Genomic DNA, 16504 nt, shown 5'->3' with positions numbered 1-16504 from the left:
ATGCGCTGGCGACCATGGCTCTCGGCCCTGGCCCTTGCGGCGGCATGGCAGGTCGCAAGGGCCGGGCAGCCAGCACCGCAGGTCGTTCTCGTCCAGCCCTCGGGCGCCGAGGTTCCGGCCAATCTTCTGCGCCTGTCGGTTGTTTTCGAGGCGCCGATCGAAGGTGAAGTGCTGTCGCGTATCGCCTTGGTGCATGCCGATGGACGATCGGTGCGGGAACCGTTCCTGCCGCAGGAATTGTGGTCACCCGACGGAAAGATCCTGACCCTCCTGTTGCATCCTGGGCGCGTGAAGACTGGTCTGGTTGCGCGCGAACAATGGGGCCCTATCCTGAGCGAGGGCGATGACATGGTCCTCACTTTCGACGGACGACCTATCCAGCATTGGCATGTAGGCCCCGTGGACGCGAACGGCCCGGTCGCGTCCGCGTGGCGGCTATCGCAGGTGACTCCCGGTTCACGACAGCCTCTCGTCGTCACCCTCGATGCTCCGATCGACGGTCGCGATGTTGATTACCTGGTCGTGGTCGGGGCCGGCGATCGACTTGTCGAAGGCAGGGCGGAATTGCGCAAAGGCGAAACGACCTGGGCGTTCACGCCAGACTCGGCGTGGCGTCCGGGTGGCTATCGACTCGTCATTCGAGGCACGTTGGAAGACCCTTCCGGAAATCGGCTCGGTGGACACTTTGAAACGCCCATGGATTCCCCACGACCGATCGCGACGGATGCCTCCATTGCCTTCCGTCTGGGCAGTGATCAGGCGTTGTAAGCGTTGCAGCCAGCGAAGCGACCGGCATTGCGACCTGGACGGGTAACCCACGGGACTCAACCAGCGACCTCACGTGGATACATCGCCTGCTATTTGCGCGCGACGCCATGCAGCCGCCGCAAGCCATCCATCAGCTTCTGGAATATCCCTTCCTTCTCGGTTGCCTGATGGGTGCTTTCCCTCAGCAGTTTTGCCTCCTGCGCCTGAAACGCGAGCAGGTCGGTGAGCATGGATTTGGCGAGCTCTGGAAACTCTTGAAGCAGCGGAGTGACCGCGTTCTTGTTGAGCCGAATGACCGAAACCGCGCTCAGCGCCTGAAGCCTGATGCCGGAGCTAACGCCCGTAAGAATGCTGGACCGGCCAACGGCATCACCCGGCGCCAATCTTCGCAGCTCGATGTTGCCCTGCTCACGTGGCGCCAGCAGGACGGCGACTCCGGATGCCACGATGCAGAGCGCTCTTTGGTCATCCGGGCAATCAGCGCTGACGTCGTAGATCATTTCTCCTGCGGAAAACGCCTGCCTTACAGAGGCAACAGCCAACTGTTCGATCTGTGCCGCGCTCAGCGACTTGAACATCTCGATATTGCGTAGAAGTCTCTCCGGGTTGCCGGTGAACTCATCGTCTTGCTGTTCTTGCCCGAGGCAGATGCCATGGGCGTTCAAATGCCGATGGACCTGATCGATGACCTGATTCTGCGCACCCGTCTTCTTGTTGGCAGACGCCACGTAGACCAGGATTTCGTATTCGGTGAATTTTCTGTGTATCCCGAGCGCAGAGACCACGGGTGCGGGATGAGCCAGGACGTCAGTCGTGCTGCTGATGGCGTCTTCCAGGGCGGAAATCACCAGTGCAGGCCGAATGGCAGGCGACAGACGAATTCGCACGGTGACGCCGTGAATCTGAGGCGGGCGACTCAAGTTGACGATATTGGCTTTGGCAGCCACGCTGTTTGGCACCAGCACGTAATTGCCGCGACTGTTCAGTAACGTGGTGGCTCGCCAGGTCCTTTCGATCACACTTCCCTGGGTGTCGCCGATGGTTACCGAGTCGCCCACTTGAAACGGCTGGGTCGCATTGAGCACGACGCCGGAAAATACGTCACTCAAGGTGCTCTGGACGGCGAGGCCGACGATGATGGCCATGGCGCCCGAGGTGGCGAGCAGCCCGCCCACCGGAAGCTCAAGAACATAGGCCACGGCAGCGACTGCTGCGGCAACGAAGACGATTGCCCGCAGTATGTCCTGGAACAACCGCTCACGTTGCAGTGCGGATGGAAGAACGATTTTTCCAAGCACGGCGGCCGAAATCTGTGCCAGTTGCAGCCACCAGAGGAATTCGACCGCTTGTGCCAGGAGATGCCGTAGGGTTCGGTCTGGCCAGGGAGCGACCTGAAATGGACTCAGTCGTGCGGTCCACAGAACATAGCTGAGCAGCAAGAACAGACCCAGTCGTATCCCAAAACGGGCCCACTCCTGGCTGAGCTTCAGGAAGCGCCACGCCAGGAAGTCCAGAAGCAAGACTCCAAAGCCAAACAGCATTCCGCGGTCGGTGGGATTCATAGCAGCCACTATCTGGAGAGTTGGATCTGCCCTTCGTGCTTCCCCTTGTATTTCGATCCGAATTTCTGCGGGACATTGTCCCACCCGCAGGGGTGTTGGTGGTGTCTAGGGCCGGGACCAGGGTGGAAATGACGTGCAGACCTCTTTGAAGGGGCGTTGCGGGATGCATGGGCCGACAATCGCCCGCAGGGTCTGTACCTTCGTTGTCACTTCACGAATGGATCGACTCATCGCAGGGCATCCAGGGCATGACGCCTGCCGCTCCCCCCACCTCAGGTCTCGACCATGAGCGGGCAATCCCCGAAGACAATCCTCGATGCGTGCCACCCCAACACTCGTGTGGCACGCATCGACCACTTAACCGGTGTACTACTTGCTCAGGTTTTGCTTGAGGAAGTCCACGCCTTGTTGGATCGCTGCCCGCGATGCAGGTGTGTTCGCGATCGGGTTTAGCAGCATGAAGTCATGAATTGTGCCGTTGTAGCGGACACTTGTCACACGCACGCCAGCGTCTGACAAGTGGCGTGCATAGGCTTCACCTTCATCACGAAGCACGTCGTTTTCGTCCGTCAGGAGCAGCGCGGTCGGCAATCCGCTCAACTGTTCCTTGGACGCATTGATAGGCGAGGCGTGAATATCTCTCCTGAGCGCGACGTCGGGTAGATACGCATCCCAGAACCACTTCATCGCCTTGGCCGTCAGCCACGGACCTTCGGCAAACTGGCTATACGATGCGGTCGACATGCTCGCATCGGTCACCGGATAGAACATGGCCTGTGCACGCAGAGCGGGTCCCTTTCTTTCCTTGGCGAGCAGCGCCACGGCGGCAACAGCATTGCCGCCTACGCTTTCGCCGGCGATGGCGAGGCGCGACGGATCAATGTCGAATTCGCCCGCATGTTCGGCGACGTACTTGAGCGCGGCGTAGTCTTCTTCGATCGCAACCGGGTAGTGCACTTCCGGTGAGCGGTCATATTCCACAAAAACGAAGGTTGCCCCAGTGCCAACGGCCAGTTCACGAACCAGGCGCTCGTGCGTGTTGAAGTCGCCAAGAACCCAGCCGCCGCCGTGGAAATAGAGCACGCCGGGCAATACACCCTTGGCGCCCTGCGGACGGACCACCACGATGTTGGTGCGACCCTTGGGACCTACGGCAATCGTGCGATGGACCACATCGGCGGCAGGCATGCTGACGGGGACGGATGCCTGCGCGCCGGCGAGGACTTTGCGAGCCGCTTCAGGCGTCAATGTGTAGAGCGGTGGTCCACCTGCAGATGCCAGGCCGTCGATGAATTTTTGTGTGGCCGGCTCAAGGGGAATGTCGGACGCCATGGCGGACCCGAGGGAGGCGGCCACAAGCGACATGCCCCAGATGACTTTGTTGAACTGATTCATGATTTACACCGTGATGATTGCGGACGATTTAACGCCCCGGTTTACGTTCGTTGACCTTGTTCTGCTTTGATTGCCTGCTGAGCAAGCCTGTCTCTACGATCGAGTGCCTGAGCAGTGGCACGAGGCCGTCTGCGACGCGGTCGCCTGTCACCATCGAGCATCGAATCGCTTATGGCTCCGAGCGAGACGCCGGCCAGCCAGCGCGCATGCTGGGCAGAAGCCCACGACACCCGTTATGCCGAAGCCAATGCAAGTCAAGGCGCCGATCCAATCCCAGGGTGAGGGGAGAAGTGCAGCACTTCCAATCGCGAAGGTAATCGCGAGGCTGATCCGGATGGCCCTCTCCCAGTCAGGTATGTTTTTTACGAAGAATGCGGTTTTGAAGAACATCTGAGCGCTCCAGTGAGGACAGACAAGCAGTGCATGATTTGCTGGAGCAACTGCTTCAGGAGTCCGGCGTGGAAACGGACGTCAAAAGAAGAACAGCTGCGCGTGTAGATCGAAGCGTAGGTTCAGTCCGCGGGCCGTGCTAGCCATACCGGGGTGATGACGGTGTTGCCTAAGGCGCATCAATCACCGAACGACTGCCCGGAAATGCCTACCAACCATCGGCGCCACCTTGCGCGCGTCAATGGCCTTCGGGCTCACGTCGCAGGGCAGGGGCGCTCTACTCCTCGAACGGAGAGTTGAGCAGGGAGTCCACGAGTGAGGGCGGGTGGTAGCCGGGGACAAAACGCAGGCCAAAATCGCGGGCGAAATTGTCATAGGTCGTCTCGGGTCGGCACTCGACGATTCCGCAGATGGTCCGCGTAAATCGTTCTTTCATCCTTAGGCGTGGAAAAGCTTCGAGGATCGACTTCATCCTGATGTCGTCGATGAAGTCATAGCACCAGCCGCCACCCCAGTCGACACCGATGCCCATCGTGCAAAGAGCGACCTCTGCCTCTTTGTGGAGCCCGATCGATGGCGTGGAGTTGAGCGCGACACTGTCCCAGATCACCTGGGTGCGTCGCTCGTCCAGGCCTTCCTTTCGCGCAAAGGCGCGGGCGGCGTTCGCGCCCTCGACTTCGAATCGGAGAGGACCGCTGAATGCTTCCACCAGGCCAAGATCATGCAAGAGTGCCGATACCGCCAGGATCTCCGCGTCGTATGGCACCCCTTGCACCTCTGCAATGGTGGCGGCAAAAAGCCACGAACGCATGACGTGATTGAACAGGTAGGGTTCGGACCGGTCACTAACGTACTCGATAGCCCGAGATACCAGGGGTGTATCCGGGATGGCGACGTTGGCGAGCATGCGCGTGGGGAACCTTGGCCCCATGAAAGGCCCATGGTTCGGTGCGCGACCGCGATTTGAATTGAATTCCATAAGCCTCTTTCCGAATCATGGCTGACAGTTCATTGAGCTCATCGCGCAATTGACTGTCATGCTGAGCCAGGCCGTCCGCAAACGGTAGGTCTTCTCAAGGTAATGCTGTGTTCCCATTCGAGAACCAACGTGAGCTGTCCGAGATCGACGCGGTTGTTTGGACGAACACCTCGGTCCGGCTGGCTATTGGTGCGCGCGTAACAACACTGCGAACGCCTAAGCAGGTCTACCGTCGGGTAGTTGGAAAAACTACGCTGTGCCCTGGGCAAGAGCCCACCTTCGTTGCCATGACGGTTGGAGTCTTCAATGGAACGCCTGCCGTAAACATCGGCATGATCACGGTGATGACGCGCAGGAAGATCACTTCGCGCGATTGCATCCGGGGGCGTCTGCCTTGTTGATGCTCTGAAGGCGAGTCTTCAGACGCCTTCCATCAGCTATAGATCTTGGCTCGCGGCCGCTGAGGGCCGAACCCATCCGAATACCCTTGCTGGAGGAGGCTTGTTGCCATGACCGGAGTGCCTTTGAATTCATCGCTCGCCGAGCCCTCGCTTCGATCGCTGGTTATGGCGGCGTATGCGATAAATCCTTCGGGTCAACTGATTTCGCCCGCCGGCGATCTCGGCTACAGCGCATTTTTCCAACTGATACCCGTGACCTTTGCTGTGTTGCGGGTAGCTGCCGAGGTAGAGTCGAGTCCGGCTGCCGTGATGGAGTGGTATCGCAACACGCCAATCGAAGAACTGGGTCAATTCACTGCAGAGCAATTGGTGGCCTCGGGTCGCGCAGAAGTGGTGATCGCGTTTCTTCGAACCATTCTTGACGGCGCCAGAGCTTGAAGTTTGTCGTGTCCCGACCTGATGACCGACCTTCTATCTGAAGGCACAGCGGAGCATCAAGATCGGCAGGATTGCTCGCAAGTTCGAAGACATCGCACCCCTGATCGCCTGATCAGGGGTGCGTGCCACCAGGTCGATCGGTTGCGTCTCTGTTTGGGCGGGTTCGGGGCTGGCGAGTTCCTTACTCTCGGCAGCCGTCATCCGCACCCGCGTTCCGAGGGAGGGTGTTGTAGGTGCGGGCGGCCTACTTGAGGTCCAGCGCGCGCACTGCCTCGGTGACATAGTCAATGAATACCCGGATGCGAGCTGGCAGATGTAGCCTGCTCTGATAGCACAAGTAGTGCCCGCGATCTTCAGGCGCGCTTGACTCAAGGCATGTCACGAGCTGACCGTTGCGCAGATCACTGGCTACTTGAAAGCCCGCAAGTTGCGCGATGCCGAAGCCATCGCGGACTCCCTGGTGCACCAAGCCCATATCGTTGAACGTACAGATTGACGGCGGTGAAACCCTGCGCCGCTGGCCATCGACGTTGAATTCCCAGTCGGTAACCCGTCCCGACGAATTTCGAAAGTTGATGCAGATGTGGTTTGCCAGATCGTCCACGTTCTTGGGCGTGCCGTATCGCTGGATGTATGCCGGGGATGCACACACTAGCAATTGCATGGGAACAAGGCGCTTTGCGACAACCTCGCTGTCCTCGGGCCGGCCGTCTCTGATCGCGATATCAACGCGATCCGCGGTGAAGCCGGCAGGTCGGTCGTCCAGCTGCAAATCCAGCGATATCTCTGGGTAGCACTCACAAAAACCCGCGAGCAGCGGCGCCACGATCTGGCGGCCAAACCCCGTGGAAGCGTTGATGCGCAGGTGTCCTCGCGGCGGCCCGGCGCGCAGCTCGCGCATGTCCTCAAGGGCTTGTGTAATGCGCTGAACCCCGGGATGACAGTTGGCATAGAACAGCTCGCCCTCGCGCGTCAGCGACGTGCTTCGTGTCGTACGAAGAAAGAGTCTCGCGTCGAGTTGGTCCTCAAGCTTCTGGACATTTCGGCTGATCGCGGAGCGGCAAACTCCCAGGCGGTCGGCTGCACGCGCGAAGCTCCCTTCGGTGACTACGGCGATGAATGCAATGACACCGGTGTAGCTGGCCGTAAAGCTGGACGCCAGGGAGTCTGCGGCATCGCCCTGCGGCTTGTCATGAAAATGGAGAGTCATAGGGGACTTACCTGCTGGATTCCTGCCTGACATGGGGCGGCGGCGCGCAGGGAGACCTTGGCGGGCACCATGCGATCTAGTCGGATCAGCCTATGCATTTGTGACATCGTTTTACGTAGCAGGGGGCTAATCCGGCCTGGTCGCGCCGAGCATGGGCCGCTCGGGCGCTAGTCTCGCCCTGCAATTTCTCCGATTCGCCTGTCGGACACGAACCAGATTCCTGCGACCACGGCATAGAGGCCGCATGACACGCCGGGCCAACGAAAGGCCAGCGCGATGGCCGCGATGTGCGTGCCTATGGATATCCTTATTTTTCGATCGCACCCGAGGGCCCGCTGGAGGTCCGAGCGCGACCCGCTGTTGGCGCCAACCAAGGTTCGAGAGAAGCACTGCCAGGAAAACATCGTCAACAACAAAGTGAATCCATAGAAGACCGTGGGGACACATGCGGGCCAGGGCGTGGCGTTGTTAAGCCACTTGATAGAGAAGGGGAACAGCGACAAGCAGCAGAGGAAGATCAGGTTGGACCACATCACGGTTCCGTTGATGCGCTTGATCAGGGCGAGCACATGGTGATGGTTGCTCCAATAGATGCCGACATAGAGGAAGTTGATGAGGTTGCAGAGAAATACGCTGCCCTCTGCCAGGAGAGACTTCCAGGTCGGTGAGGCGGGCACTTTCAGTTCGAGCACCATGAGCGTGATGACCACGGCAAAGACGCCGTCGGTAAAAGTCTCGAGTCTTACCTTTTTGATGACGTCACCTCGCGTACGGCCGGACACCGTCGTACCAAGCTGGGCGAGGCACGAGATGCACGGGGCTAAAGGTTTTCGGAAGATGATCGTGGTCGCCGCGAGTTCGGGTCGACTAGGGTAGGTTGCCCAGAGCGAAAGCCCTTGGGAGAAGTGCCGGACTCCACGAATATTCCCGGAATCCGGCACTCTTCGAACGTCCTTGGACGTTGAATGGTTGGAGGTGCTTTTATCTAGTTCCGCTCGAAGCTGCAGAGGAGCGAGCTGATCGAGCGATGCAGTCTGCCTCGACTAGCAGCCTTTTCAAGCAAGTGGCGAACAACCGTGTTGGGCCATCAGCGTGCAGCTCCCGTCGGCTCGGCCATCAATGCATCGCATGCCCGTTGTGACGATCTTCGACGATTAGATCGGCATCTGCCCGAACCCCATTCGGGCAACTGCCTGTCGGGCGGTCAGTATTCCCAATTGCCCGGTACGCAACGAAACACGTCGCCACTGGCCACGACCCGCCCGATGGATGGGAAGGGGAGGTGAGTGGCCACGAGCGGCTCTCCGGTCGCCGCCAGTTCCCGCAAGAGACGGATTCGGACGCGGACTGCCTCTTCGGGGTCGTGATCGAATGCGTTGTACCAGTCGGGACGCTCGAAATGATCGGGGAATACCGCATCACCGAGGATCGCCAGCCGCGCGCCACCGGACGCCAGTTGGACCACGCTGTGTCCAGGCGTGTGGCCTCCGGTGCGACGGACTACTACCCCTGGCGCCACTTCGTATTCCGACTCGAACGGCCGCAGTCGGTTGCGGTACTTATCGACGAAGCGCTTGGCGGCCGATCGAAGGACATCCGGCATTCCCGGCGGGAAGGCATTGCGAGAGAAGTCGGGCGACGCCCAGAATTCGATCTCGGCAGCCGCCAGATGAATCGGCACGTCTGGCCCCAGCCTGCTCATCAGCCCTTCGGCGAGCAGGCCGCCAACGTGGTCCACATGCAAGTGCGTCATCACCACGTCGGTCACGGAAGCAGGGTCGATGCCGGCGGCGTCCAGTCGCATCGCCAATCGCCCGACCTGCGGGGCATCCGGGAACTCCGCGCCTACGCCAGCATCGATGAGAATGGTCCTGTCGCCGCTGCGCACCACAAACACGTTCAACGGCCACTTGTAGACCTCGTGCGACTGAAGCCGGTCGTCCAGCCAGGCCGTCAGGGCGACAGGGTCTGCATTAGTGGCCAAGGTCGTGGCCGGCAGCGGAAACACCCCATCGCTGACTACCAGCACGTCAATCTCGCCGATCTGCAAAGCGTAACGCGACGGAACCAACTCGTTGGACCGATGGCCATCAACGTGCGAAGCGCTATCTACGGAAAACATCATGACATCTCCAAACAGACGGGCCGATTGCCCAGGCCTAACCAGTCCAGTGACTGGCAGCAAGTCCCCGTGCAGCGCCGGACGTTGCTCGGCACAGATTCACGACGAGGGGCCAGCGTAGATAGGCAGGGCACCGCGCAGTAGGCCTGCAAACGAGATCACACTAGTGACTGATGCGCACCAGACGGGTCACGCTAGAGATTTAACCGATCCGATTTCGCCAGCAGGAATGTTGCTTGCCAAGCTCTGCTTGCCGCAATTCGCCACTGCGTCGATCAATCCAGACCAGCGCGCCCGGGTGACCTGGACATGCACCTGGCGAGCACATCGAAAACGCGCTTGTCAGCGCATTGAGAGACGTTGAAACGCAGGTAACGGCCCGCACCCTGTGACACGCTGAAGACGTTGCCGGGCGCGAGCATCATTCCTTTCTCAAGCGCGCACTTGGCGATCTCCGCAGAGTCCAGTTCGCCGGGCAATTTAGCCCACAGGAACATACCTGCCTCGGGGCGCGTCCAAAGGTCTAGTCCAAGCTTTTCCAGCTGCGTCGTCGTGACGGCCATGGCTCGCGCGAGGCGAGGGCGCAAAGCCTCAAGGTGACGTCGGTAATGTCCATTGGTCAGCAGGCGGCAAGTGATCTGTGCGGACAGGTCGCTGGTGCCGAAGCTCGTGGCAAGCGTGAGGTTCGTCAGCCCTTCGATCCAGTCGTTACGCGCCGCAATGAAACCGCAGCGCAGCGATGCGGAGAGCGTCTTGGAAAAGCTGCCCACGTAGATCACGCGGTCAAGCCCGTCGAGTGCCGCCAATCCGGGCATGGGGCGACTGTCAAAGTCCGCGCTGATGCCATCTTCTACAAGGACTAGGTCGTGCGCCTCGGCCAGCTTGAGTAGTCGATGCGCAGTGCCGATGCTGACGCTCGCGCCGGTTGGGTTGTGCAGCACCGCTGTAGTCAGATAGAGCTTGGGACGATGCTCGATGCACGCGGCAGCGAAGCGATCCAGATCGGGTCCACTCTCCGTATAGGGAATGCCCACCATCTGGACACGCTGCGCCTGCAACGTGGACTGGAAGTTGAAGTAGCAAGGATCATCGATCAACACCGTATCGCCGGGTTGCAATAGAAAGCGACAAATGGTGTCGATCGCGCGCGTAGCCGAATCCGTGAGCAAGATGGTGCCGGGATCCGCGCCTATGCCGCGTTCGTTCAAGCGCCGCGCCAACTGCTCGCGCAGGGGAAGGAATCCCTTTGGCGAGCTGTATCTCGTGAGGTTGGCGCCCTGCTCACGCGAAACACTGCGCATGCTGCTCCGTAGCATGTCGTCGGGTAGCCAATCACCCGGCAGCCATCCGCTGCCGGGCAGCAACGCTGGAGCAGGGGAGGCCAGTGACTGGTGCGCTATCCACAGTGGATCGATCGCCCGGTCAAACTGAGGACCGGCATCCTTCAAATGGAACGGGCGTGTGCGGGTAGCAGCAAAGAAGCCGGAGCCGGGCTTTGCGACGACCTCGCCGGTGGCGACCAGGCGGTCATAAGCTTCTACCACCGTGGATTTGGAAACCTCGAGCTGCTCGGCAAGGCCTCGAATGGACGGAAGGCGGGTTCCTGGTGCCGCAGCAACGCGTTGACGGATCGCCGCCATGGCGGTTTCGGTGCGCGTAGGCCCTTTGATCTGACTGCCCATGTGTACTTAGACCTTGATCAGTACAGTTTGGTGGAATTGTACTGATCCGTGACTGCCGAGTCGAAGTCATTTCTGCGAAAAATAGTGGCAAGAAGGAAGTCGACGAAAGGCAACACACATGATTTACCCCGATGTAACGCGCGCAATCGGCCGCACGCCCCTGGTCGAGTTGCCCAGGCTCGCAGCGGGCATCAACGGTCGCCTACTCGCAAAGCTTGAGATGCAAAACCCCTGGGGTAGCGTCAAGGATCGCGTCGGCCTGGCGCTAATCGAAGACGCGGAGGCCCGAGGGCTGATCGCACCTGGATCGACATTGATCGAGGCTACGGCTGGCAACACCGGCATGGCATTGGCCGGCGTGGCCGCCGTCAAAGGCTATCGCCTGATACTTGTCATGCCGGAAGTGATGTCGGAGGAGCGAGTGGTGGTGCTGCGCCGTCTTGGCGTCGACGTTCGGTTGACGCCCGGCATTCTCATGGCCGACGCCGTTCGTCTGGCCGAGCAGTTGCAACGCGACACACCTCGCGCATTTCTGGTCAATCAATTCATGAACCCGGTTAACGTCGCGACGCATCGACAGACGACGGCAGAGGAAATCTGGGTTGATACTGAGGGAAATATCGATATTTTCGTCGCGACCGTGGGGACGGGCGGCACACTCATGGGCGTCGGAAGTGTGTTGAAGGAGCGCCGGCCTGGCGTGCACATTGTCGCCGTGGAACCGGCAACCTCGACGGTGTTGTCCGGCGGCCCCGGGGGACAACACCGCATACCGGGCATCGGCGCCGGATTTGTCCCGCCACTGTTTGACCGGAGCATCGTGGATGAGGTTGTCGCTGTTTCAGATGACGACGCCCTCGCGACAACACGTCTTCTCGCGCGACGTGAAGGCATCTCTGCTGGCATTTCCTCGGGCGCTGCCATACACGCTTCCCGCGTTGTATTGAATCGACCCGAGATGATCGGCAAGACCGCCGTGACGATTTTGCCAGATACGGGCGATCGCTATGTTCGCTCCGGCCTGTTCGGCGATGGTGCATAAGGATGAGCGTCACACCCGGCCTTTTGCGCTCCCGTCTGATCGATCTTGGCATGATCGTCTGTACCGGCTTTCCCTCCGAACAGTACCTGTCAAATCGCAATGAACTGTCACTGTGTACATACGCGAGCGGATGGAAAATCACTGCCGCGTTGACGCGATGAACAAGCAAGCCCAAACGGCTGGAGCATGAAGATGATCAGTTTCCCCGACGAGAGCCGCGACGTCGGCGTGGTTCCACGCGAAGTGCTGCTGGCTGAGGGCGGTATGGTGTTCCTGCGCGGCATGCTGTCGGGCCGTCATCCAAGCGCACCTTATGCCGCCGCCATGGATATGGATCTGGCCGAGGTCGAGGACGGTCGTGTCGTTTTCGCTGGTAGACCATCGGCCCGCTTCTTCAATCCAGTGGGCACCATCCAGGGCGGATGGGCGGCCACGATCCTGGATGCAGCTATGGCTCATTGCATCCACACGACGTTGAAGGTCGGCGAGAACTACACGACGGTCGAAATGAAGATCAGCTTCGTTCGCCCCGTGATGCCGTCGAGCGGCATCGTTCGTTGCGAGGGCAGGGTGATTCATCGCGGAAGCAGGATCGCGACGAGTGAAGGCCGGTTATTCGACGACCGCGGCAGGTTGCTCTCCCATGGCAGCGAGACCTGCATGATCTTGGACTAGACCCGCGCAATGAATCGGCAGTCCGTCCGCGCACTCGCGTCTACACCGATCGCTCCAGTCTCCCGGAGAACATCAATGAATCCGATTCCACAACAGCTGTTGATTGCCGGCACGGTACTGTTCCTGCTCAGCCTGCTGGTTGCCTTCGCCATTCCAGTATTGGCCAATCCGCGCATGGGTGTGGCGGTGCACGTTGCAGGCCTCCAAAGCGGCATGACGCTGTGGGCCATGGGATTGATGTGGCAGCACCTCGTGTTGTCCGAAGTCGCGCAGCGAACCGCACAATTCACCGCCACAGCCGGCCTCTATGCCATTTTCGCAAGCATTCTGCTCGCCGCCGTGTGGGGCGCGAGCCGAGCGCTGCCTATTGCCGGTGCCGGTCATCAGGCCAGTCGATTGCGTGAAATGGCGGTCACCGCACTGATCGCTGGAGGTTCGGTGGCCATCACGGTCGCCGTGCTTATCGTGCTCTGGGGCTTGTGCGCATCTAAGCCCTAAAAGCGCCATTTCTTCTTTTGGAGTGATGAGGACATCATGCTGTATTCGCAGGTGCTGGACACGGTTCGACCGATAGAGGGCATGTGGACCGCTGACGTTTCAGATCAATGGGCACAGGGGCGCACCATCTTTGGCGGCCTTCAGGCGGCCATCGCCGTGCGTGCGATGCGCGGACTGATTCCCTTGTCAGTGCCGCTGCGCGTACTGCAGACCAGCTTCGTTGCTCCCGTGCCACCAGGGCCTGTGCACATCGAAGCGAACGTGTTGCGCGCGGGCAAATCGGTGATTCATTTGGAAGCGCGCATTCTCGATCGGGGTCATACGGCATGTCTGGTGATCGGCACCTTCGGGCAATCGCGTTACTCGATGATCGACATACAATTGCCCAAGCCCGACGCGCCGCCGGCGGAAGCAGGGGCATCGATGCCATACATCGAAGGCGTCCTGCCTCGCTTCGTCAAGCACATGACGATGCGCTGGTCGCATGGGGTGACCATCTTCAAGGGCGAGACGGCGCCGAAGACCCAGATATACGTCGGGTTCCGCGATGAACCCTATGCCGGACCTGGTGCGTTGGGTGAGGCCCAGATCATCGGTTACGCAGACGCCATTCCATCGCCCGGCCTCTCGCTGGTGAATCGACCGACCAACGCCAGTTCGCTCAGTTGGACGCTGGAGATGCTTACCGACGACTGCGGTCCCGCACGCGAAGGACTGTGGTTGATGGATGCTGTCGTGAAATCGGGACGGGACGGTTACTTGAACCAAAGCGCCGTCCTGTGGAGCCCCGAGGGGAAGCCGATCGCGCTGAGCCGGCAGAACGTCGCGATATTCGAGTGACGCGTTCGCTTGCTGAGGGCGGGACATTTGATATTTGACATAATATACATTATGCGCAATTGCTGATGGGCCTGGCGATTGGCACAACGCTGGCTTGGCTGCTTGCCCCCACGCACGGAAAGCACCCATGGCACGACGCCGAAAACGCTTGAAGTGGCACTACGACAACGACTTACAACAGTTCATCACCCCCGCTGGCCGGATTGTTAGCCTGCACGACATTGCCCAGCTGCTGCAGGATCAGACCGAATCGCGTCACGACTTCGCCGGCGCCTGGATGGGCTGGCGAATGCGCCAAAACCGACTAATTCCGCCCGGCGCGGCGTTCCGCCAGAGCCAGATCACACCAACGAACCTCAGGGCGTTTGCTCGCTGGCTTCGGAGTTTCGATGGCGAGCAGGCTCAGCTTGAATTTCGCAGCGCGCCAGATCGTCACCCCGGGGCGTCGGCACAGCCTGAGAGCGATCATTCTGATGCCAGACTAGAAGCCCGTTCTCACACGTCACCCGATCAATGCCTCCTTGATGCGCCGGATAGGTCCGCGCAACAGGGTTCGCAGGCGCCATATGAACCGCGACGGCGGGCCGAGGTGATGCAGCTGGCTGAGTATCGGCTTCGTGCGATCTCTCGATGAGGTAGCGATACATAGGAACCGTTGCCAACAGCAACAGCACGGCCAACGTGTAATTGACGATATCCAGCTTCCGCATTGCCTTCCCCCCTGTCCCTTGCGGACAGGGTATCAAAAGCGGGTTTGGCGGGCAGATGCCTGCTCGATCAGCGATCCCGCAAAGTTGGCTTAATGACGCGGGTTTAGACCGACGACTCTTTGCGAGAGCGTATCCGGACGTGCGTCCGGCAGAAGCCGTCCGGCCAACGTGTGCGCCTACACGACCTAAAGCTTTGCGAGCTCGTCCAGCAAATATTTCGCATCCTCCTGGATGTTGTCGAAATTATCATCATCCAAAAAAGGCTTCAGTCGACGAGTCACTATGTCCTTGAAATCGCCAGGAAAAATAATTGTTCCGTCACTGTCCTGTGTCAAAATTTCAAGCATCAGCAAAAGGTAGAAGAGTGGCTGCGAGTAGTATTTCAAGAGTTCTCCGAGCGTCTTCCCCTCGAAGTGCTTGATCGACGAGTCTTCCTCGAACACCGTGGGAATAGAACTCGTTGCCTTTAGCGGTGCGTGCTTATGCGCGATATATAAGCAGGCGCACGCATAGATCGTGCTTGTTGTCGAGTTGCCCAACAGATAGTTCAGTCCAACCTTCCCGGCCTTCGGAGCAGGTCCCTGGACGTTCGCGTCAACCTCTTTTCCATAGTCCCTTTGTTGGGACTTCTCAATGCTATCGAGGCGTCGAGCGGTCTCTTTGCTGTCATTGCGAAGACCCTCCACTTTCTCGGAGATCTGATCCAGAACGACAAGTTTCTTCCCGAGAGAATCCACGTTATCTCGGAGGCTAATAGAGGTGTTTTTGTCGGCGTAAGTTGTAACTACGGATAGGAGGATTGCAATGACCGCGAGGACGATCGATACAATGGTCGCCGCAAAGGTTACATAGTTAAGTGCTGAGACCGAGCGCTGATGCATCTCGCTCACATAGGCAATAAACGCCTCCACGCAGACGATTATTGCAATAATAAGAATCCACTCTCTTGTCTTTAGCGGCGACATACGTAAATCTCCCCTGATTTAGGTCCAGATAATACGTCATGCTCTGCCTTTCGTCTCGGGCTAGAATCGAGCGCGATAAGAAGCCCCTCCCCTCAGGATCGCCTTACCTGCAATGCCGTCCTCATCGCCCGTCACGCGTGCAAGATGGCATAGCAGCCAGCGATTGCTCCGACCACCGAGGCTACCGCCTCGGGGATGAGGCCAAGTTCTGCCAGCAATACAACGATAGGCATTAGTTCATCCCTGTGGCGATTTGATGTTCGGGCGGACTGTAGTCCTGCGGGATCGTCGGCTTAGGCCAGTAGCCGCCCACTCCAGCCACAGCCGTCGGCTGCTCCTTTGTAGCGCCCTCCCCCTTGTCCTCGCCTTGCCGCCCAGTTCGCGGCGAGACGTGCTCCAGCGGCTTGCGGAAGGGGTTGTAGACGCCATCACGCGCGATAGCGCGACACACGCCAGGCTCAACCTCATATTTCGTGCCCTGTTCCGCGTGGCACGTGCAGCGGCCGTCATCCACTGCGATGCAGAACAGGTCCGGCACCCCCTGAGGCTGCAATTGGTCGTACGCAGGCGCGGTCCAGGGCATGCCCTTCACTCGCGGCCTCATCCATGCGGCGTAATCGCTTTGGCGTAAATCGTCGTCTGCGCTTTTGGCGCGCGACTGGCCGGGTGTGCCAGGTTGGGCCGACCGACCGTCGCTCGCAGAGAATGCATCGTGTACCAGACAGCGCCATGCGAAATGAAGACACTACCTCGCGGCCCGGCCTGGTCGTGCCACCCCAGGCGTTTCCCGTTGCCACTCAGCCTCTTGGCCGCCTTTCTAATCAGAT

At 59.6% G+C, this 16504-nt stretch carries 17 protein-coding genes; 7 read left to right on the top strand and 10 right to left on the bottom strand.

From position 1 onward, the window contains the following. Complete coding sequence (locus Y882_RS00215) at positions 1-768, top strand: hypothetical protein (RefSeq protein ID WP_046969853.1); 768 nt, start codon at positions 1-3, stop codon at positions 766-768. Between the two features lie 89 nt (positions 769-857). On the opposite strand, the gene Y882_RS00210 is transcribed toward Y882_RS00215, so the two are convergent. The 4 genes from Y882_RS00210 to Y882_RS00200 all read right to left on the bottom strand — a co-directional run bounded on the left by Y882_RS00210 (position 858) and on the right by Y882_RS00200 (position 5022). Next, positions 858-2330 carry a mechanosensitive ion channel family protein gene (locus Y882_RS00210; protein ID WP_046969852.1) on the bottom strand — a complete coding sequence of 491 codons (1473 nt, stop codon included), beginning with the start codon at positions 2328-2330 and terminating at the stop codon, positions 858-860. Between the two features lie 369 nt (positions 2331-2699). Beyond that, on the bottom strand, positions 2700-3725 hold the full coding sequence (locus tag Y882_RS00205) for an alpha/beta hydrolase (RefSeq protein ID WP_046969851.1): 1026 nt from the start codon (positions 3723-3725) through the stop codon (positions 2700-2702). A gap of 147 nt (positions 3726-3872) precedes the next feature. Continuing rightward, positions 3873-4115: a YgaP family membrane protein gene (locus Y882_RS20935; RefSeq protein ID WP_082120858.1), complete on the bottom strand. Its 243-nt coding sequence runs from the start codon at positions 4113-4115 to the stop codon at positions 3873-3875. 277 nt (positions 4116-4392) lie between these two features. After that, on the bottom strand, positions 4393-5022 hold the full coding sequence (locus Y882_RS00200) for an HD domain-containing protein (RefSeq protein ID WP_244466127.1): 630 nt from the start codon (positions 5020-5022) through the stop codon (positions 4393-4395). Between the two features lie 581 nt (positions 5023-5603). On the opposite strand from Y882_RS00200, the gene Y882_RS00195 reads away from it, so the two are divergent. Continuing rightward, positions 5604-5933: a hypothetical protein gene (locus tag Y882_RS00195; protein WP_046969850.1), complete on the top strand. Its 330-nt coding sequence runs from the start codon at positions 5604-5606 to the stop codon at positions 5931-5933. Between the two features lie 244 nt (positions 5934-6177). Here Y882_RS00195 and Y882_RS00190 read toward each other — a convergent pair whose 3' ends face one another. The 4 genes from Y882_RS00190 to Y882_RS00175 form a co-directional block, all read right to left on the bottom strand. After that, a complete protein-coding gene (locus Y882_RS00190) occupies positions 6178-7143 on the bottom strand; it encodes a LysR family transcriptional regulator (RefSeq protein ID WP_046969849.1) in 966 nt (321 codons plus the stop codon). Between the two features lie 167 nt (positions 7144-7310). Further along, complete coding sequence (locus Y882_RS00185) at positions 7311-7925, bottom strand: TMEM175 family protein (RefSeq protein ID WP_244466125.1); 615 nt, start codon at positions 7923-7925, stop codon at positions 7311-7313. A gap of 422 nt (positions 7926-8347) precedes the next feature. Further along, positions 8348-9268, bottom strand: coding sequence for an MBL fold metallo-hydrolase (locus tag Y882_RS00180; RefSeq protein ID WP_156171265.1), 921 nt, complete (start codon positions 9266-9268; stop codon positions 8348-8350). Between the two features lie 272 nt (positions 9269-9540). Further along, a complete protein-coding gene (locus tag Y882_RS00175) occupies positions 9541-10947 on the bottom strand; it encodes an aminotransferase-like domain-containing protein (RefSeq protein ID WP_046969848.1) in 1407 nt (468 codons plus the stop codon). A 118-nt stretch (positions 10948-11065) separates the two neighbouring features. Here Y882_RS00175 and cysK point away from each other — a divergent pair, with 118 nt between their 5' ends. The 5 genes from cysK (at position 11066) to Y882_RS19870 (ending at position 14636) form a co-directional block, all read left to right on the top strand. After that, positions 11066-11989 (top strand): cysteine synthase A, encoded by a 924-nt coding sequence (gene cysK, locus Y882_RS00170; RefSeq protein ID WP_046969847.1) that lies wholly within the window; start codon positions 11066-11068, stop codon positions 11987-11989. A gap of 186 nt (positions 11990-12175) precedes the next feature. Next, the gene (locus Y882_RS00165; RefSeq protein WP_046969846.1) at positions 12176-12664 is read left to right on the top strand and encodes a PaaI family thioesterase; all 489 of its coding nucleotides are present in this window, start codon (positions 12176-12178) and stop codon (positions 12662-12664) included. Between the two features lie 75 nt (positions 12665-12739). Next, the gene (locus Y882_RS00160) at positions 12740-13162 is read left to right on the top strand and encodes a hypothetical protein (protein ID WP_046969845.1); all 423 of its coding nucleotides are present in this window, start codon (positions 12740-12742) and stop codon (positions 13160-13162) included. A gap of 36 nt (positions 13163-13198) precedes the next feature. Continuing rightward, on the top strand, positions 13199-14002 hold the full coding sequence (locus Y882_RS00155; protein WP_046969844.1) for an acyl-CoA thioesterase: 804 nt from the start codon (positions 13199-13201) through the stop codon (positions 14000-14002). A 127-nt stretch (positions 14003-14129) separates the two neighbouring features. Beyond that, positions 14130-14636, top strand: coding sequence for a hypothetical protein (locus tag Y882_RS19870; protein ID WP_156171263.1), 507 nt, complete (start codon positions 14130-14132; stop codon positions 14634-14636). Between the two features lie 261 nt (positions 14637-14897). Here the strand turns inward: Y882_RS19870 and Y882_RS00150 are convergent, their stop codons facing one another. Continuing rightward, positions 14898-15677, bottom strand: coding sequence for a hypothetical protein (locus Y882_RS00150; protein WP_046969843.1), 780 nt, complete (start codon positions 15675-15677; stop codon positions 14898-14900). A 232-nt stretch (positions 15678-15909) separates the two neighbouring features. Further along, positions 15910-16260 carry a hypothetical protein gene (locus Y882_RS00145; protein WP_156171261.1) on the bottom strand — a complete coding sequence of 117 codons (351 nt, stop codon included), beginning with the start codon at positions 16258-16260 and terminating at the stop codon, positions 15910-15912. Positions 16261-16504 lie beyond the last annotated feature (244 nt).

The sequence above is a fragment of the Dyella japonica DSM 16301 genome (assembly GCF_001010355.1).
Taxonomy (GTDB): domain Bacteria; phylum Pseudomonadota; class Gammaproteobacteria; order Xanthomonadales; family Rhodanobacteraceae; genus Dyella; species Dyella japonica.
This window is presented reverse-complemented; position numbering and strand designations above follow the sequence as displayed.